Here is a 19,208-nt window from a genome sequence, read left to right on the forward strand (position 1 = left end):
GGGTCACCCCATGTGCACCAGACCGGGCCACACCACCGCCGGCTGGTCGCCAGCCGCTTCCCGCTGGACCGCGACCAGCGCCTGTGCCGGGTCCTCACCGGCCGCGAGCCGGTGGTGGTATGCGCCCATGAACGCGGCCGCGAGCTCGTCGTCCAGCGGCCACAGCGAGGCGACCACGGATCGCGCCCCTGCCGCGAGCAACGCGCTGCCGAGTCCCAACGCCTCGTCGGGCAACCGGACACCGCCAAGTCCCGTGTCGCAGGCGCTGAGTACGAAGTGCGGTGCGCCGGGCAGACGCCGCTCCAGCAGGTCCGCCACGCGCACGCCGTCGCCGAAACGGAGCACGGAGTCGAGCGGCTGGTCGGGGTCCAGGTCGTAGTGGCAGATCACGTGGGCCACCTCGGCGCCGCCGAACGCCCCGATCCACCTCTGCGCGCCGGACGCTGCCTCCGGTGTCCGCGTCGCCGTGCCGCGGGCGCGCAGTACGCGCCCCCCGGTTCCAATCGGCGCGGGTTCGCCCGGGCACGGGACCGAGAGCCGCCCCACCCGGGTATAGCAGTCGGCGACCAGGGCGGCCTCCGCCTCGGCGTGCGGAAGCCTGCGGGTTCCCTCCCCCGGATCGCATCCGACGACGATGCCGGGAGCCGTCGGCCACGGCGCCTGTGGGCGGACCGCACGGCTGCCAGGCAGGAGCCGGGGCAGCGTGCGGAACAGCAGGGACGCCCCTGAGGGCGCGGCCGCGGCGGCCAGAGGGAGAGAGGCGAGTCTGCCGATCGGAATCAGGCCCACGGTGGCGAAGCCGTCGAGGTCTTCCGTCACCGGAGCCACCACCGCGTCCCAGGTCCAGGCGAGCAAGTGGCGGACCGCCGCCTCCCAGTCCGCGAGCACCGAGCGGGTCGTACCGCGGTGCGCGGTGAAAGCCACCCTGAGCGCGGCCAGCCGGGACTCGACCTCCGCGCTCGTCACCGCGAGCGGACGCTCGACGATCCCGCCATCGGGCCGCACCACGATCGCGAACCCGCCTGCCGACGTTGCCGCCCAGTAGACGAGAGGGCCGTCCAGGATCCGTGCGGCCTCGGCGACGGCCTCGTAGGGGACCTGCCGCGCGCGCTGACCCAGGGCACGGGCCAGCAGGGTGGCGGTGCCCTCCTCCAGGCGGAGCACCGCCTCGCGGACAGACCCCGCCCTCAGTTCCGCCAGTGCCGCGGCTGCCGCGACACCCTGAACCTGGAACCGGGCCAGTTGCCGGTCGACCGCCAGGCTGCGGCGGGTGGTCAGTTCGTCGGCGGCCCCGAGCGCCACCCGGTAGCTGAGGGCCGCCGCCTCCCACTCCCGCAGAGCGAAGGAGGCGTTGCCGAGCTGCTGGCCCGCCTCGATCGTGACGAACGGTTCGTCCAGCCCCACGGCCTCGCGCCACAGCTCGAAGGCTCGGCGCAGATCATCCGCCTCGGTGGCGGTCAGCGACTGCGAGCGCTCCGCCGCGTCGGAAGAGGCGAGGACGGCGTGCAGGCCGGCTCGTTCGGCATGACGGCAGCCGAGCAGGTAGGCGGCCCGGGCTCGCACCGCGGACGTTTCGGGGGCTTGCCGCCACGCCTCGTCGAGCAGCGCGATCAACGCGTCGCGCGTCGCGCCCCCATCCGCCGGTCGGGCCGCTCCGGCGTCCGCGCGGTCGCTGATCAGAGTCGCTTTGTTGATCAGGGAAGCGGCCCGGTCCACAGAGCCCGCCGACGTCACTGCGATCGCCTCGTCGAGACGGCCGAGGGCCTCACGGAAATCCGCGTCACGGCCTGTCCGACGTCCCTTCTCCCCGAGCAGCAGGGCCAGGGAGTTGAGAGCGTCGGCCTTCTCCGGCGCGTCGGAAGCACGGCTCGTCACCACCCTCGTCAGGGCGATGCCCCGGTCCAGGTCCCTGACCGCCTCGTACGACTCGTAGCGCCGGTACAGGGCGTTGGCGAGGTTGGTTCGAATTCCGAGTGCGATGTTCTGCGGCAGCGGGTCGTCCAGGCTCCGCTGTGCCACCTCGACCGCACGATCGATGTCTCGTCGCGCTCCGTCGAGAGTGAACCTCTCGGTGAGCAGCAGACAGGCTTCGTTCGCCAGAACCGCCCGGTCCTGTGGGTCGGGCGTGGAAACGTCGTCCAGGACGCCCAGTGCCTCCTCGGTCAGGTCTATCGCCTCGTTCAGTACGGCGCGGTCGTGACGGGCGAGATACCGGAGGTGGGCGACAGAGGCGGCCGTACCCACGAAAGACGCCCGCGCCGGGGAATCCTGGCCAGCCCCGTCCAGCAGCGCGGTGATCAGTTCCCATGCCTCGGTGAGCCGCCTGTCGTCCCGGTCCAGAGCGCAGCGCTCGCGCAGGATGCGTACGAGCAGTTCGTGGCGCCAGGAGGCCGACGGTGCCGAACTGCCAGCCAGGGCGGCCCTGGCCAGCCGCTCCGCCTCTGCCAGATCCTCACCGTCGCCGCCCGCGGTGCGGAAGCGGTCCAGGTACGCCGCCGCCAGGGACGCATTCCCCTGCGCGGCGACCGAGGGGTCGGGCGAGGCGGCCGCCACGGTGTACTCGTCGATCGACTTCTGCAGATCCGCGACGTCGCGGCGCAGGTCGTAGAGCCGTGCGTGGACGTTTCCGAGCCCGCCCGCGATCACGGCCCTCTCATCGGCGGTGGTGGCCAGTCCGGCAGCCGACGCCAGCGCCGTCCGCGCGTCCACGAGATGCTCCTCACGGCGTGTCCAGTCCCAGGACGTCATCAGGAGGGACGCCAGATTGACCCGTGCAGCGCACCCCCACTCCGAGTCGGTGAAGTCCGTCTCGGCCCGCCGGATACTCAGGGCTTCGTCGAGGTCCGCCAGCGTGCCCCGGTCCAGAAACCGCTCCAGCAGCGCGGAGGAGCAGAAGTCGGACACCAGCGCTCGGTCGTCGGCGGGAAGGCCCCGGCCCAGCAGAACCTGAGCGACCCGAAGCCCGTCGTCCCGTGCGGTCCGATCCTCCGGCTCCGGCTCGTCGCTGTCCTCCGAGTAAAGACGCTCCACAAGCCGCAACGCGTCACCCGGACCCCCGGAAGTGGAGAGATCGACGGCGGCCAGGAGCCGCCAGGATTCCGTGGCTGTCACCTTTCCACACACCCCCATTCAATAAGAATAGGGACAGACAGGGATGTTCGTCCGCAGATCATGGACATCCCCAGGAATACTCCGCGGAGTTCGTAGAATCAGCCCGCACCAGCAGCCGGGCCGCCCGTGTCCGGTATGTTCACCGTCTCGTACAACTGACGCGCATAGTCCCAGGCTGCGGACTCGACCCAGCTCGGACGCACCGTCGCATACCAGAATGTGAACAGCCCCAGGTCCACCACGGCCAGCGCCGACCACAGCACGACCTCTCCGGTTTCGACCCCCGCCCCGGTTGTACCCGCCCATGCCACCGCACCCGCCAGGGCGACGGCACCGATGGCGGCGGCAGCCAGCGCATAGCCACGCAGGCCAAGGGCGTTACGTCGAAAGCCGTACTCGCAGTTGTGCTCTGCGAGAAGGCCGGTTCCCGGCAACGCGCGGGCGCGGGCACGCAGAACGGTGCCCGCGGTTTCGTAGACCTCGTCGGCCTTGCTGAGGTCTACGCGCTCCTCTTCCTCGGTCGGCAGCAGCAACGAGACCCCGACAATCTCCTGCACGCGCGTACGCAGGTAGATGAGCTGGGTTCGATTCATCGGCCCGCTCCAGCGCAGCAGTTGAACACTGGGTTTACCGCCCCACGCGGTAAAGAGCCCTTCTTCGACCCTCTTTCCTCTGGCGCGGCCCAGCGGTTCCGCCAGCAGCAGCAGCCCGGCGAGTTGCGCGAGAATCCACAACCGGCCGCCATTCGCCCACTCCGGGGCAACAGCCGCCGCCGGCAGGGCGATGGGGAGGAGCACGAGCACTACAGGACGAATACGCGCCTTCCAGCTGTACCGGTCGATGGCGCTGAGCAAGGTACCGACCCCCATGCAGCCCCCCGACCGTCACCCTGTGAGGCACGTGCCTGCCCGGGAACTACCCTTGCGACTCACAGAACATGCGGCGCCCGAAACGCCGCCCCATCCGGGACCCTCACCCGCTGACAGTGGGCGCTGACCACACAGGGGTCCAACAGGGCAAGCTGTTCCTCTTCACCGGACCGCCGTGTACGTGTAGCTGCGGGGTGGCGTCGCGAGACACCGTAAGCCTGGCGCCCGCACGCACGGCGCCAGACGCCACGCTCGACCATTATCCGGCACTGCCCGACATTCACCCATTCGGGTAGCACAGAGAGTGGTCAAGTTGACGCTGAGCGTGCAACCATCACTGCGGGGCAGGCACACAGTGCTGACGGGGGGCGCGGTGATGGAATCGATGCGCTGGGCGGATCTTCAGCGGGATCAGGGCCTAGTACGGCTGGGACGGTTGACCGACACCGCCCGTGCCCTCGTGGCGGATGCGGGCATCGAACCGCCCGCGCATGCGCAGCTTCTCGACAGCGACTGGCTCCGCCGTGTCACGGACCGGGTATCGGCGACACTCTCGGTCTTCGTCATCGGCCAGGTGTCCAGCGGGAAGTCGTCGCTGATCAACTCGCTTCTCGGACGGCGGCTCCTGATCTCGGACCCTGACCCAACGGACGGCGTCATCGCGGTTCTCAACTGGCTCGGGGAGTCGGAGACCGAGGAGTACGCGGAGCGTGTGTGGTCGGACGGACGCATCACACGCTTCACCTCGGTGGGTGAGGCCGTGCAGTTCCTACGGCAGGAGGACGTCCGGGTGGCACGGCAACTGGCGTGCCGGGAGGTCCGATTCTACCTGCGTGAACCAATCCTGCGCAGGCTGCGGCTGATCAGCACGCCGGGGCTGGGCGACCGCCTGCAGCCGTTCGAGGACGTGACACTGCGCTATCTGCGGGAAGACGAATCGGATCTGGTGCTGTGGACTTTCTTCCCGGAGAGCGCTGGCAACGTCGACGAAATCAGGGTGTTCGCCCAGGAACTTGCCAGTCGAAAGGGCTCAGTCCTCGGCGTCCTCACGCGAAGCCTGGAAGACCACGAGGACGATCCGGCGTACGACCCCCACACGGATCCGGAGATGGCGGCCGTAGTCGGCGCGCTACATGAGTCCCTCGCCGCGTACCTCTCCGGCGTGGTGCTCTACGACTCCGACCATGCACACCGATTGACGGAGCGGAAACGGGACGACCCCGCGCTGGCCCATGACACTGCGTTCGCGGGTGAAGTCGAACGCTGCGGGCACGCTGCTCTGTGGCGCGCACTCGAAGACCTGGTGGGCCCCGATGGCGAGAAGGTCGAGCGAGCCAGGGTCAGCCTGCTGCTCCGGCGGTGTGCCGGACACGCGGGCGGCGTGGCCGACGACGTGGAAGCAGTGAAGGAGGAGTTGCTCCGCAGGGCTGCCGACCGACAAAAGCATGTGGATGACTGGACGCAGCGCGAGCTCAAGGTGGTCGAACCAGCGCGGACCCTGCTACGGGACGAGCTCCAGACGGTGGCGGCCGCGCAGGGCGACGAACTGGCCCGGGTCTTAGGCCACGCCGCCGCGGACGCGGTTTTGCAGAACTTCAAGCTGATCGAGACGCTGGCGCGCTCTGCGGTCGCATGGGTGAGCGATGTCGATTCCGCTGCCGAGCGGCTCAACCACCACATCGACGCCGCCACGGAACGGGCCGTGGGCCGCATCCGCTTCTGGGAGCGGACGGATGCACGCGGACAGGTCGTCGTCGACGAACGATTGCGCGTACTGCGACAGGAACTGCATGAGGAGCTCGCGCCCGCCGTACTGCCTGCCGACCGGACCGAAGTGGACCCGCTGTTGTTCTACGGCAGTCCGGGAGCCTCCGCACAGGGCAACGTGACCAATACCGGGAGCGGCATGGCGAAACTCGGCTTGGAGGTCGGTGCCAGCATGGTCGCGGGGATGGCCGCGAAAACGGCGGCCAAGGCAGCTGCCGAGGAGGCCGCCAAGGCCGGAGGAGTTACTGCGGCCAAGGGCGCGGCCTCCGTATTGTCCATCGTCATGGCAGGCTTCGACGTCAAGAAGCTGATCGAGGACTTCGGGGAGGGGCGTGAGCAACTGGCCGAGACCGTCCGGTCGCGGCTGGACACACAGCGGCCGGCGTTCGCCGCGCTGATCTTCGACCGCTTGTGGGCATCGGCGCAGAAGCAGCTCAACACTCTTCTGGCACCGAAACGCGAATCCCTCATGCCCTGCACCGCCGCTGCCGTGGCATGGAACACGGCTGCGGAAGAGGCGAACCACCTCCAGGACGAACTGACGGCCCTTGCCAGCAGGTTCACGGAGCGAGCGGGTCGCTAAGCGATGGATTCCATCGAGAACCGGGATGGTTCTGCCCATGCCCCCGAGGGCCTGACCGCATCCGCCTCGCCGGAGGACGGTGAGGACAGCCGCTTCGAGCCCGGCTGCCTGCGCACGGAATCCCTCGTCTTGTTGCAGCGAACGTACGACCTGGCGCGGGGGGCGCAGGAGAGCGGCGCTGAGGAGACGGCGTTCCAGGCCGATGTCAGGGAACTCTCCTCGCGCTGGGAGCGCGACGTCCCGCTGGTGCTGCTGCTCGGTTCCTTCTCGTCCGGCAAGACGAGCTTGCTGGCGCGCCTGTTGGATCTGGACTGGCTCCCCGTCTCGAAGACCGCGACGACCGCGGTGCCGACCGAGTTCCGTTTCGGACCGGAACTGCGCGGCGAACTGTGGTTCCGTACGACTGTCCCCTTCACCGCGGTGCCCGCAGCCGGACACCGCGGCCCACAGGGCTCCCAGGCGATGACACATGAGCTCCTCACATGGCTCCGGGATCCGTATGCCTTCGGCATACGGGAAGTCCACGAAGTCACCAGCGGCGACCGCATGCCGGTACGACCACGGGAACTCGCCGACGAACTGACTGCAGCAACGCAGAGCGCTGTGAAACCCGGTACGGTCCGGTCCTTCGAGGTGTCGCTGCACCCGCGGCAGCCGAAGGTATTCGATCTGACGGACCCCGGCGAGTTCGCCCGCCACCTGACCGAGCCCGGCTTGGCGCTGACGCTTTCCAAGGCCGTGTGTGAGGTGCCGCATCCCCGTCTGCGGCACCTCACCTTCCTGGACAGCGCTGGCCTGTGTGCGCCAGCGTGGTTTCACGCCGACGTGATGGACGAACTGCGGTACCGCAAACCCGACGGTGTCGTGGTACTGCTGGACGCCCGTCGCCCGGTGTCCCCGATGAACACGGCGGCGCTCGAAGCATTGCGCCTGTTGGTCAGGACTCCTGCCGACTACCAGCGGGTGCTGTTCGGCTTCTCCTGGTGGGACCACGCACTGCGACGATTCATGAAGGGCGAGGACCATTCGTCCGGGCCACCGCGTGACTTCGGCTCTTCCGTCGAGCGGCAGGCCGCGACCGCCGAACGGCTCCCCGCCGTGCACGACAGGCTGAAGGGCGCCGTAGCGGACGCGGTGAGCGTTCCTGTGTCGGGCGACCTCACAGTGATTCCGCTGGCCCTGGGTCCCGTGCCGCCAGCCGAGATGCACAGTGGCCCGGCGGATCTCTGCAGAAGGCTGGAGTCGGAGTTCGCGGGTCGGCTGGGTGTGCGGATGTGGGCCGACCGATGGAGGGGGGCGGGGGATCCCGGTCGCCTGTTGTCGACGGCACACAAGAACGTCACTGACGAAGTGCGTCGGCGGTTGCATCTCCTCTCCGACGACACCGACCGGGAGTGGGAGGCGCAGAGGATCGCGCGCGAGCAGGCACAACTGCGGACGGCCGTCGCCCGCGCCACCCGGCAACTTACCGAGATCGTCCTCTCGCAGGAACGGACGATGCACACCCAAATAGCGGGACTGCGCCGCAGGAAGGACCTACTCGAACACATCGACTCGGGATACGACCGGGCAGCGACGACCGCCGCGGCGGCACTGTCTGAGGCCGCCACGGCCCAGGCCCGGGCGATCTCGCACTTCTATCCGGACGTCAGCGCGCTGCGGCCCGTCTCGGTCGACGCACAACTCCTGCGCCTCGACAAGGCGACGAGAGACCGGATCCGGGACCTGTTGAGCGGTGCCGACTACTGGCTCAAGGCCACGAGTGACGCCTTCTTCGACAGCATTGTGGACCTGACCGCAGACGACCGTGAGGCCGCACGCGCGGTGTTCAGAAACCAGCTGCGTACGACAGCCGGGGTCCTCACCGAGGCAGCACACGCCTGGTCGATACGCGCCCGGATACTGGAGGATCAGACCATGGCGGAGCTCCGCGCACGGTCCGACGCCCTGGCCGCCGGTCAGCAGGAAACCAAACGCCTGAGGGAGGAACTGCGGCAACGGCTAGCCGTATTGCTGGAGCTTGAGCCGCATGTCCGGGAACTAGCCCGCGATATTGACGCCTTCACACAGAAGCTCGCCGCACGGAACGACATGGCCTCACCCGTGGTGCCCGACTGAGGGAAGCGCCAGACTGAGGGAGCGCGTCTTGGATCCGCACCTCACGCGGCATTACGAAGCGGACCCGCACGCCTCGCTCAGCCTCAGCGCGCACCGGTACGCCTCGTCGAATGGGCAGCGTCCTGGACGTCGAGCTGCCCTCCGCGGACGTCACAGGCCGGATTGCCCTGGCCCATTTGGCGCGTGCCTGTACCAAGGGCAAGCGGGAGGGACGGGAGTACCGGGTTCCCCTCTCCGACGTGCCTGGCGGGCTACATGGACCCGATCGAGGACTCCCACGCAGGGCGGTGCGCCGGGCCCGGCAGGCTGGCCGCTACGACCGGGTTCCGGGCTTGAAGATCGTCACGAGGTTCAGCCCGCAGGCCCGTACGCTGACGGTCCTGACGGATCAGGGCAGCACCACGCAGTCCCTGGACACCCTGGGGCCCGAGGAGCGGCTGCTGTTATTCCGGCAGACCGCCGAGTGCCTGGAGCCGCTAGCGGTCTGGCTGGGTGTGAGCGGTCTGCCGCTCGACGACTACCAGCACCAGGAGGGCCCGTCAACACCGCGTCGGCCAAGAAGTCCTTGCGCTGCTTCCGCCGCTGCCGGACTAGCCAAGTCACCGTCCGTCCCGTCGTTCCGGCCAGTAGGGGCTCCACCCCTTCAGATGTGGTTCGAGCTCCTCCGGCGTCGGTTCACGCGTGTTCGGCATCCCCGGAAGCCGGGTCAACGGGTCGATCGCCCGCGCGTAGCCGTACGTCCACTCCAACCAACGCCGGGCCGAGTCCAGAGCCGATTCGTCCATGGCACCGCCCAGCTTGCCGAGACGACGTTCCAGTGCCGCGCAGTACTCACCGAGCACAGCGGCCTCCCGCCAGCGTTCGGCCTCTTCGCGAAGCACCTCGGCGAGTTGATCCTGAACTACTCGCTCCTTCGCCTCCTCGACGGCCGCTCGCCAGTGAACTGCACGCTCCGCCTGGCCTGCTCTTCGCTGTCTCTGCGCCGAGCGTCCTCCAGTGCTCGCGCCTCGATCTCCCCGAGGATCAAGCCCAGGGCGTCCTCAAGCGACCGGCCCTTCCGATCCCGCCATCGGCCCGGCCGACCGGACCGGCCATGGTCAAGCTCGACGACGACGCGCGCAGCCCGCGCCGGATTCGTGGACTGTGGGAACTCCTGCCTGACAGTCACGGTGTGCGCGAAGCCGTCGACAAGCACGTCCACTCCGCCCTCGCGCCGCGAATAGTACGACCGGCCGCGCCTGACCTCGTACCCTCGCTGCACCGCCTCGGCAGCCAGCGCCTGCAGCAGCAGAAGCGACCGGCGACGGAGCACAGGCGGAATCACCAGCTGCCCCTCGTCGTCCCTGAGCGCAACCACAGCCGGATGGAGGGAACTCAGTCGCGCGGGTACCGGGACCGCCGACGCGCCGTCTTTCGGCCGCTGGCTCCGTGAATTGGGATGTGGGCCCTCCACAAGGCGCATCTCCAACTCACGTGAACCGAGGCCCACCTTCTCGATGCGCTTGCCCGGCGGCTCCAAGCCGTGTCGCTTCGCGTAGTTGACCACGCGCCGCCACTCCGCGACCTCGTCGTCATCGGGATCGACGAGACAGACACGCCCCTCGGTAGCCAGTCGCTCGATCAACTCCTGCGCCTTCGCCTGTCGAGCGCGTGCGACGGGCCGCTCACTGTAGGGCGTCAGGCTGCGCTTTCGACCCATTGCTCCGCGCCGCCCTCCCCCTTTGCCGGCGCCGGAGGCCGGGCGGACACCACCTGAACACCCTCGTCCGCGAACGCCGGGTCGTCGGGATGATGACCATGCCGAAGGTAGAACCGGCCGGCCTCAGTGACCTCGATACGCACGTCACCGCCACCGCGGCGAACAGTCAGGAGTCCGCGATCACGCAGGGCATAAGCCGAGCGCCGTTCACCCGGCGCCCAGGCTCCGGGCTCCTCTCCGGCCGCGAGCCGTTCGAGGGGCACACGCATTGCCGTTCGTTCAGGGCCGACCACCGATGCACGAGCACCAGCCCACACCGCACCCGCACACTCTGCATAGAGCCGAACGAGTGGCAGCGGGCGGTGGGAGTCCCCTGGGACTTTTCTGGGACTTCCGGCTGCATCAAGAGGCATGAGCGTGAAACAGCCGAAAGGACATTGATGCAGGTCAGCATCCCGGAGCCACCCGTCGCTGCAGGTCACCGGGTTCGCTGGTCTCTTCCGGGACATCTGAGGCACCCCCGGGTCAGGAGCTGTCCCCGCGTAGGTGCCCTCCGCTGCTGCGAGCAGATTCGAAAGTCCTGGTCCGGCAGTCTGGCGCAGCTCGATCAGCGCGAAGTCATCGGGCCCCGGCGGCTGTGGGATGACCGCGCTGGGATCAGCCCTCACGTCCCGATCTCGAACTGGGGCGGCTGGAGGCCCGCGAGGCATCCCGTGTTCGGCGCGGTCGGAGCGTCGAAGAACGAGCGGGTGATCGCCTGCGCACACGGCGACTCGGCGAACGCCACATGGGCGACGTAGGGGACCGTGACGACGGTGGACCGGCTCAGCGTACGGGCGGCGTACGCCCCGTTGCTCGCCCCGGTCTGTGCGTCGAACCCGGCAGACACGACGAGGGTCGGGATGTCGCTCCGCGTCACCTGCCTGACCGAGCGCGGCGCCGCCGGGACGTCCCAGGCGCGGCTGTCCGCATGGAGGAAGGGCAGCTGCGGGGCGTTGGCGAGCACCGAGCGGGGGAACGACGGGAACGCGCGCCGCCCTGCCCTGATCACGTCGGCCTCGCTCTCGAACGGGGTCCACTCGCTGCAGAACACGCCGTAGGCGAGCCCGTGGGCGAGCCTTCCGACGGCCTGGGGGCTGAGTTTGCCCCCCGCCCACTGCTGGGCGATCCGCTGTGGGTTGCCGTGGGCCAGCTCGTCGATGGAGCGGGGAACCCCGGCCGCCAGGTGGGTGGCGGAGGTCAGCCAGTTCACCAGGACTCCGCCGTCCAGCACGACCTTCACCGGCCCCGGACGGTCCGGGACCGTGACGGTGGTGGTGAGCGGTCGGGCCTCGAGCTCACGGACGAGGCGTTCGAAGGTGTCCGACAGGTTCGGATAGCGGCTGTCGCAGGCGGGCTGCTCCGCGCAGGCCTTGAACAGGCCGTCGAAGCCCTGACGTGCGGCGCTCCAGGTCAGGCTCGCCCCGGCCAGGGACGGCGGCAGGACGCCGTCGATGCCGACCGACCGGATGCCCTTCGGGTGCTCGCGCATGTAGGTGAGAGCCAGGTCGGTGCCGTAGGAGATGCCGAACACGTTCCACCGCCCGATGCCCAGCGCGACGCGCAGAGCGGCGTAGTCGGCGGCGCTCTCGGTGCTGTTGTAGGCGCTGAGGTCGGCCCGGCGCGCCGACCGCTCGCGGCAGGTCCGTGTCTCCCTGACGTGCAGGCGCCCGGTGGACGGTGCGCCGTAGACGAGGCCGACGGCGCGTGCGTTGAACTCGTCGATGTTCGGGCAGGTGAGCACCGGGTCGGCCGAGTAGGTCCCCCGCTGGGACATGAAGATCACGTCCCGGTCGCGGTTCAGGCCGCCGTCGATCGCCAGCTGGGCCTCGGAGACCGCGTCGTCGCCGGGCCCGCCGGCGAACCACACGATCGGGTCGGGTGCCGGTCTGCTCGTGGCCGCCGGCACGATCGCGACTCCGAGGGTGATCTTCCGTCCCTTGCGGTGGGAACGCTTCTCGGGCACGGTCAGCGTGCCGCAGCGGGCCCCTTCGAGCGCGGGGATCGGGTCCGCCGTCCTCGGGCAGGGGCCCGGCACGAAGCGGGCGTCGCCCGCCGTTCGGGCGACGGTGCCAAGCGGCGCTCCGGCGCCGCTCTCGGCCCGAGCCGGCGTCACGGCGAGACCGATGACGAGGACACCGGCCGTGGCCCCGGCCAGCGCGAACGGGAGCCGGCGCACGGTGCGCCGGAGGTGGGGCGGGCGGATGGACATCATGCGCTCTCCGGTTCGGGGGTGATGGTGAACGGTCTCGGTGCGAGTCCGGCCACACAGGCGGTGTCGGGCGAGGTCGGACGCGCGAGGAAGGACGCCAGGACGCTCTGCGCGCAGGGCGACTGGGGGACCACCCAGTGGCCGATGCCGGGAATCTGCACGGCGGTCGAGCGGGGCAGCGTACGGCCCGCGTACGGCCCCCAGCGTGCTCCGGTCTTCGCGTCGAAGGACCCGGAGACGATGAGCGTCGCCACCTTGCTGAACGTCGTCACCCGCTGGACGGACGTGCGGTCCGGGACGTCCCAGACGCGGCAGACCTCGTGCTCGAAGGGAAGCTGCGGCGCCTGGGCCAGGACCGTGTCAGGCCAGCCGGGGAAGGCCTCGCGCCCCGCCTTCAGCAGGTCGTACCGCGAGTACCCCGGAACCCACTCCGCGCAGGCCACGGACTGCGTCAGGCCGTGGGCGAACTCGCCGATGACGGGCGTCGCGCCGGCGGCGCGGGCCCGCGCGAAGCGCTCCGGGCGGCCGTGGGCGAGTTCGTCGAGGGCCGCGGGGACGTCGACGGCCGGGACGGCGTTGGCGACCAGCAGGTTCACCAGCGCACCTCCGTCGAGGACGACCTCCACCGGGTCTCCGCCTCCCGGCGGCTGCGCCGTCAGCGTGAGGGGGTGCGCCTCCAGCCGCCGGACCTGCTCGGTCAGCATGAGCGGGAGGTCCGGGTAGCGGCTCTTGCAGCGGGGCTGGGCCGCGCACGCCGCGAAGATCGCGCCGATCCCCTCCCGGGCGCTGTCCCAGGTCCACGGCAGGCTCACGATCTGCGGAGGGACGACGGAGTCGATCGCCACCGAGCGGATCCCCTGGGGGTGCCGGCGCAGGAAGGTGAGGGCCAGGTCGGTGCCGTAGGAGTACCCATAGACGTTCCACCGGTGGATGTCCAGCGCCTTGCGCAGGTCGGCGAAGTCGGCGGCGTTCTCGGTGGTGTTGTAGGCGCTCACCTCGATCCCGTCGGCCGTCAGACGGTCCCGGCACTGCTTCGTCGCGCGCACCAGGAGACGCCCGGTCGACGGCGCGTCGTAGCGCAGCCCCACGGCGTCCGCGTAGAACCGGTCGACCTCCGGGCAGGCGAGGCTCGGCTGGGAATGGAGCGTTCCGCGCTGGGCCATGACGATCAGGTCGCGATCCCGGTTCACGCCGGCGTCGATCAGGAAGGGGATGTCCCCGATCGCGTCACCTCCGGGGCCCCCGGTCATGAAGACCACCGGGTCCTGGGCCGGTGTCGCCGAGGCGGCCGGAATGATCGCAACGGCCAGCCGGATGGTCCGCCCGCCGCGGCGGGCGCGATTCTCGGGCACTGCCAGGACCCCGCATCGCCCGGGGATCGGCTCGGGCGTCTTGGGACAGGGACCGGGCACGAACCGCGCCGGAGTTCCTGACCGGGGCTCGCTTACGGGTGGGGACACCGCACTGCTCGGTGTCCAGCCGGCCGCACCCAGGAAGGCCAGACCGGCTGCGACGAGCGCTGCCCCGGTGCGCGCGCCTCGGGAGCGTCGCCGTGCGTACCGGCGCTGCGCCCGCATTCGTACGGACCCGCCGCTCCCCTGAACGGACGGCGGGCAACCCGGACTGATGAGCCGTTCCACCATGTGATCCCGTCTCTCTGACGTCCACGGCCGCCCCGACCGGGACAACGCCGCGTGGCTCTCCCCGCCGCCGCGTGGTTCGGGCGGGGCGTTGCGTCAGCCTGTGCCCGCGGGGAGACGTCCACCACTCGTGGGCTCCACTCGGAGCAGTCCCGCATCGCCTCTGGGCGGAAGCGGCATTGTCTGGGACAGCTACGGAGCGACGCGCTTGACGGAATCCAGGTGGGCGAACGCCACCACGTTCTCCTTGTAGTCCTTCGCCTTCCTGTCGTAGTCGCCCCCGCAGGTGATCAGGCGAAGCTGGGGGGACTTGGTGTCGGCATAGACCCGCTGATCGGGGAAGCTCGCCTTGCTGAAGCTTTCGACCGAGTCGACCTTGAAGGTGGCGACGTTGCCGTCCGCGCGCGTGATGTCCACCTTGCTTCCCGGCTTGAGGGTGCTGAGCTGCAAGAACACGGCCGGGCCGGTCATGGTGTCGACGTGGCCGGCGACGACCGAGGTGCCGCGCTCGCCCGGTGTCGCTCCGCCCAGGAACCAGCCGACCAGGTTGGTGTCGTTGACCGGTGGTGCGTTGAGATGTCCGGTCGCGCCGATGCCCAAAGCGATGAAGGGCGCGTCGACGGCAATGTCCGGGATCGACAGCCGCGTCGGAGGGGACGGCGGCAGCGCCAGCTGAGCAGCGGCAGGGGCGGCGGCAGGTCCGGGGGTGGTGGGCCCGGACACCACAGGAGGGGCCGTCGGCCTGCTCTCCGCCGAGGGCTCGAAGGTGTTGTAGATCATGAGGAAGCCCAGCCCGACCGCTGCGGCGGGCCACAGCAGGGCGCGGCCGAGGCTGCGGGAAGCGAAGGTGGTCCGGGGCGCGAGAGGACTGGAAGGCTGCTGGGCGGCCATGGGAGCGCGTCTTTCTCGTAGGGGCACCAGTGGGGCGCGAGTGGGCGGGCGGCGGAACGGGCTGTGGGGCGGGGCTGCCGTCCGGGGCTGTGCGCGGGACGCGGTGGCGGAAAACGGCAGCGCCGCGGCCGCCGTCCTTGGAAGACGGCGGCCGCGACACTGCGCGACCTGCTAGTGGGTCGCGCCCGTCAGGCCGCGGCACCACTCGTCGCGTTGCGACGGCGCAGCATGTACGCCCCAGCACCCAGACCACCGAGCATCAGCAGCGAACCGGCCGCGAGGCTGCTGCCGGACAGCGCCATGGCGCCACCACCGGCGTGGACACCGCCGTGCGGCTTCTCGTGCTTCCAGGAGTCGTGACCACCCTTGTCGGACTTCTCGCCCTGCCCCCAGTCCTCGGACACGGTCATGGCCATGGCGCCACCACCGGTGTGGACACCACCGTGCGGCTTCTCGTGCTTGCCGTGGTCCTCGTGGTCCTTCTTGTCCGACTTCTCGTGGTCTTCCTTGTCGGAGGAGTCGTCGTGCCCGTAGTCCTTGGTCAGGTTCATGGCCAGGGCACCACCACCGGTGTGGACACCACCCCACGGCTTGTCGTGCTTGCCGTGGTCCTCGTGGTCCTTCTTGTCCGACTCCTCGTGGTCTCCCTTGTCCGACTTCTCGGAGTCCTCCTTGTCGGACTTTTCGTAGCCACCCTTCTCCGACTTGTCAGAGTCCTCCTTGTCGGACTTCTCGTAGCCACCCTTCTCCGACTTCTCGGAGTCCTCCTTGTCGGACTTCTCGTAGCCACCCTTCTCCGACTTCTCGGAGTCCTCCTTGTCGGACTTCTCGTAGCCACCCTTCTCGGAGTCACTCTTGTCGGACTTTTCGTAGCCACCCTTCTCCGACTTCTCGGAGTCCTCCTTGTCGGACTTCTCGTAGCCACTGCTGGAGGAGCTGTCCTGCCCGTAGTCCTCGGAGATGATGGCGTTCGCAACGGGGGCGGAGGCGGCGATGACCGCGGTAACGGCTGCTGTGGCGAACAGGGTGCGAGCTGAGCGCATGGGGACGTATTCCTTTCGTCGCTACCGCGCTGGCTGACACATCGTCGGCTCATCGGATCGCAGTGGCGACGTGATCCACCGTCAGCCCGATTTGGACTTCGCACCAGCGGAGAGCACCGCATTCGGGCGACATGATGGGCTCTTCGAGTGGCTTGGGGGCCAATGATCACCCGTTGAGCCGCACGCCACGCGAGCCCGGGTTTGGCTCTGCCTGACGCATTTTCAGGTCGGGGGGAACCGTCAGTCGTGGTCCGGCGGTGGCCGCCTGCGGATGCGGGCCGCCATCACGGCAACGTCGTCCTCCGCATGGGATGCGTCCAGGGCGGCCAGAACCTCGTCCACCAGCTCGTCCGCCGTTCCGGAGGGGTCGGGGCGGACGCGGGCGAGGCGGGCCAGGGAGGAGTCGATGTCCTCGCCGCGGCGTTCGATCAGGCCGTCGGTGAACAGGAGGAGCGTGTCGCCGGGGCTGAGGTTGCGCGAGGCGATCCCGTAGCCGCCGAGGCCCGTGCCGAGGGGTGGGCCGACCGGGACGTCAATCAGCTCCGCGCTGCCTTCGCCGCTGAACAGGGCCGGAGGAAGATGGCCCGCGCTGGAGAAGGAGCAGAGGCCGCGGGCGGGGTCCACGCGGGCGAGGAGGCAGGTGGCCGGGCGGCGGGCGGTGGCCTCGGCGAAATTGAGGTCGAGCTGGCTGAGCACCCGGTGCGGCGGGAGGTCGGCGGCCGCGACGCTGCGAAGGGTCGAGCGGTAGCTGTTCATGTCGACCGCGGCCTCCACGCCGTGGCCCATCACGTCGCCCATCACCAGCAGCGTCCGCCCGAAGTGGAGACGCACTGTCTCGAACCAGTCCCCGCCGACCAGGGTGCCCGAGCCGGAGGGCAGATAGCGGGTGGCCAACTCGAGGTTCGGGTGCGGCAGTCCGGGGTCGGTCAGCAGGGCGCGCTGCAGCTCGACACCGGTCCGCTGCGCCTCGGCGAGGATGCGGGCGTGGCCGATGCCGACGGCGGCCCGATAGACCGCCGACCTAGTAACCAGCAGGTCGCGTTCGGAGAAGCCGCCATGGCTCCGTACGAGGTGTACGGCGCCCAGGACGCGGCCGTGAACCATGAGCGGTACCGCGAGCGTCCGGTCGTCCAGGAAAGGCCGGCCGCTCAGGGCGGTACGAAACGGATGGGCGGGAAGAAGGTCCCGGCGGCCGGCCACGGCCGCACGGTGCGTCGGCTCGGGGAGCAGATCGATCGCGACGGCGTCGGCCACCGACGCGTGCAGGTAGTTCACGGCCTCCTCGCACGTCGTCTGCTCGTCGAGCGTCGTTCCGATCCAGTCCGCTGTGGAAACGGTCTCGGCGAGCAGCCCTACGAGGCCGGCCGCCTCCCCGTGCAGCACCAGCCGGTACCAGGTGCAACGGCTGACGGGCGTCACATGCGTACGCGGGTGCCCGTCGGCGAGGACCGCGGCCAGCAGCGCCGCCGGTCCCACCCTCAGCTCCGCCCGCGGGCCGATGGGCCGGCCCTCAAGACCCGCCCACGCCTCGCCGGAGATCCGGCAGTAGGCAGGGTCCGCGAAGAGGTACCTCGTGTCCGTACCAAGAACGGCGAGCCCCGCCGAAAGGGAGTCGGCACGCACACGATCACCTCCCGCCATGACACACCGGTGCGCCCCCGGCGGGGACGGGCTCAGGGCTGGCCGGGGGTGACGCCGCCCTTCAGGCGTTCCAGGTCCGAGGGGCGCACCTGGATCGCCAGGACGGCGACCACCGCGGCGATCACCGCGAAGATGGCGGCCACGATGAACGCGGACGAGACTCCGGAGGTGAGGATCTCGTCGCTGAACGTTGGTGGGAGCTGGCCCGTGCGTTCAAAGCGCAGGCGTTCCGCCGGGGTGGCCTGGGCGAGGAACTGCGGGACCTGGTCGTGGGCCTCGTTGCGGCTGGCCGTGCCGAACACCGTGACCAGGATGGACAGGCCCAGCGAACCGCCCACCTGCTGCGTGGTGTTGAGCATGGCGGATGCCGCGCCCGACTCGTGCGTGGGCACTCCGGAGACGGCCATCAGCGTCAGCGAGACGAAGTTGAAGCCCATGCCCAGGCCGAAGACCAGTATCGGTCCGAGGATGCTGCCCAGATAGGTGGAGTTGATGTCGGTCAGGGTCAGCCAGGACAGGCCCGCCGCGGCCAGGATCGAGCCGGTCACCATGAAGGGTTTCGGGCCGTACCGGGGCAGGAGTTGGGAAGCGGTGCCGGCGCCGACCGCGATGATCGCGCTCACCGGCAGGAAGGCGAGCCCGGCTTGCAGGGGACTGAAGTCGAGGACGGTCTGTACAAAGAGCGTCAGGAAGAAGAACATGCCGAAGATCGCCGCGGCGAGGCTCAGCATGATTCCGTATGTGCCCGCCCGGTTACGATCGGCGAACATGTGCAACGGCGTGATCGGCTGGCTGGAACGCCGCTCGACCAGGATGAACGTGGAGAGGAGCACGATCGCGGCGCCGAACGACGCGATTGTCCACGGGTCCCGCCAGCCTTCCTGCGCAGCCCTGATGAAGCCGTAGACCAGCGCGACCATGCCGAGCGTCGACGTCAACGCGCCGGCCAGGTCGAAGTGGCCGGGATGGCGCTCGGACTCCTTGATGTGACGCGGCGTCGCCAGCACGATGAGCACGGCGATCGGCACATTGACGAAGAACACCCAGCGCCAGTCGAGCCATTCGACGAGGATGCCACCCGCCACCAGACCGATCGCGCCGCCGCCCGCGGAAACCGCGGCGAAGACGCCGAACGCCCGGTTGCGTGCCGGGCCTTCGGTGAAGGTGGTGGTGATCAGCGCCAGTGATGTCGGTGACGCGATGGCGCCACCGACGCCTTGCAGGGCACGGGAGGCGAGGAGCTGGCCCTCGCTCTGCGAAAGGCCGCCGAGCAGGGAGGCGAGCGCGAACAACAGCACACCGAAGATGAAGACCCTGCGGCGTCCCAGGATGTCACCGGCGCGGCCGCCGAGCAGCAACAGGCCGCCGAAGGTGAGCGTATAGGCGTTGACCACCCAGGACAGGCTCGTGGTGGAGAAGTCCAGCGCGCTCTGGATGTGCGGGAGCGCGATGTTCACGATGGTGATGTCGAGGACCACCATCAACTGGCACGAGGCGATGACGAGAAGCGCGATCCCGTCGCCGCTGCCCTTCTTCTTCGCGGCGGTGGCGGGGGGTGTGGGTGTCGGCTGCGGGGTCGCCATGGCGCATCGTGC

At 69.6% G+C, this 19,208-nt stretch carries 12 protein-coding genes; 2 read left to right on the top strand and 10 right to left on the bottom strand.

Features of this window, described 5'->3' with window-relative positions; translation table 11 throughout:
• Positions 1-3 precede the first annotated feature (3 nt).
• Both ACI2LP_RS04165 and ACI2LP_RS04170 read right to left on the bottom strand, forming a co-directional pair.
• Complete coding sequence (locus tag ACI2LP_RS04165) at positions 4-3,111, bottom strand: CHAT domain-containing protein (protein ID WP_404722981.1); 3,108 nt, start codon at positions 3,109-3,111, stop codon at positions 4-6.
• A gap of 98 nt (positions 3,112-3,209) precedes the next feature.
• Positions 3,210-3,965, bottom strand: a complete 756-nt coding sequence (locus tag ACI2LP_RS04170) for a hypothetical protein (RefSeq protein ID WP_404722982.1) — start codon at positions 3,963-3,965, stop codon at positions 3,210-3,212.
• Between the two features lie 328 nt (positions 3,966-4,293).
• On the opposite strand from ACI2LP_RS04170, the gene ACI2LP_RS04175 reads away from it, so the two are divergent.
• Complete coding sequence (locus ACI2LP_RS04175) at positions 4,294-6,330, top strand: dynamin family protein (RefSeq protein WP_404722983.1); 2,037 nt, start codon at positions 4,294-4,296, stop codon at positions 6,328-6,330.
• Positions 6,331-6,333: 3 nt separating this feature from the next.
• Positions 6,334-8,448 (top strand): dynamin family protein, encoded by a 2,115-nt coding sequence (locus tag ACI2LP_RS04180; RefSeq protein WP_404722984.1) that lies wholly within the window; start codon positions 6,334-6,336, stop codon positions 8,446-8,448.
• Between the two features lie 599 nt (positions 8,449-9,047).
• Here ACI2LP_RS04180 and ACI2LP_RS04185 read toward each other — a convergent pair.
• The 8 genes from ACI2LP_RS04185 to ACI2LP_RS04220 all read right to left on the bottom strand — a co-directional run bounded on the left by ACI2LP_RS04185 (position 9,048) and on the right by ACI2LP_RS04220 (position 19,196).
• The gene (locus ACI2LP_RS04185) at positions 9,048-9,329 is read right to left on the bottom strand and encodes a hypothetical protein (protein ID WP_404722985.1); all 282 of its coding nucleotides are present in this window, start codon (positions 9,327-9,329) and stop codon (positions 9,048-9,050) included.
• A gap of 20 nt (positions 9,330-9,349) precedes the next feature.
• Positions 9,350-10,072, bottom strand: a complete 723-nt coding sequence (locus ACI2LP_RS04190; RefSeq protein WP_404722986.1) for a hypothetical protein — start codon at positions 10,070-10,072, stop codon at positions 9,350-9,352.
• Positions 10,073-10,811: 739 nt separating this feature from the next.
• Complete coding sequence (locus ACI2LP_RS04195) at positions 10,812-12,401, bottom strand: alpha/beta fold hydrolase (RefSeq protein ID WP_404722987.1); 1,590 nt, start codon at positions 12,399-12,401, stop codon at positions 10,812-10,814.
• Positions 12,398-13,750 (bottom strand): alpha/beta fold hydrolase, encoded by a 1,353-nt coding sequence (locus ACI2LP_RS04200; RefSeq protein ID WP_404722988.1) that lies wholly within the window; start codon positions 13,748-13,750, stop codon positions 12,398-12,400. The genes ACI2LP_RS04195 and ACI2LP_RS04200 overlap by 4 nt, the downstream gene beginning before the upstream one ends.
• A gap of 480 nt (positions 13,751-14,230) precedes the next feature.
• Entirely contained in the window at positions 14,231-14,929 is a 699-nt protein-coding gene (locus tag ACI2LP_RS04205; RefSeq protein WP_404722989.1) for a class F sortase, read from the bottom strand.
• 188 nt (positions 14,930-15,117) lie between these two features.
• Positions 15,118-15,972 (bottom strand): hypothetical protein, encoded by an 855-nt coding sequence (locus ACI2LP_RS04210; RefSeq protein ID WP_404722990.1) that lies wholly within the window; start codon positions 15,970-15,972, stop codon positions 15,118-15,120.
• Positions 15,973-16,212: 240 nt separating this feature from the next.
• Positions 16,213-17,595, bottom strand: a complete 1,383-nt coding sequence (locus ACI2LP_RS04215; protein ID WP_404722991.1) for a PP2C family protein-serine/threonine phosphatase — start codon at positions 17,593-17,595, stop codon at positions 16,213-16,215.
• Positions 17,596-17,645: 50 nt separating this feature from the next.
• A complete protein-coding gene (locus ACI2LP_RS04220) occupies positions 17,646-19,196 on the bottom strand; it encodes an MFS transporter (protein WP_404722992.1) in 1,551 nt (516 codons plus the stop codon).
• Positions 19,197-19,208 lie beyond the last annotated feature (12 nt).

This window comes from Streptomyces sp. NPDC019890 (assembly GCF_044903445.1).
Lineage (GTDB): Bacteria > Actinomycetota > Actinomycetes > Streptomycetales > Streptomycetaceae > Streptomyces.

Coding starts and splice junctions, on each gene's coding strand:
- ACI2LP_RS04180 (WP_404722984.1), top strand. CDS start 6,334: ATGGATTCCATCGAGAACCGGGATGGTTCTGCCCATGCCCCCGAGGGC.
- ACI2LP_RS04195 (WP_404722987.1), bottom strand. CDS start 12,401: ATGATGTCCATCCGCCCGCCCCACCTCCGGCGCACCGTGCGCCGGCTC.
- ACI2LP_RS04205 (WP_404722989.1), bottom strand. CDS start 14,929: ATGGCCGCCCAGCAGCCTTCCAGTCCTCTCGCGCCCCGGACCACCTTC.
- ACI2LP_RS04210 (WP_404722990.1), bottom strand. CDS start 15,972: ATGCGCTCAGCTCGCACCCTGTTCGCCACAGCAGCCGTTACCGCGGTC.
- ACI2LP_RS04220 (WP_404722992.1), bottom strand. CDS start 19,196: ATGGCGACCCCGCAGCCGACACCCACACCCCCCGCCACCGCCGCGAAG.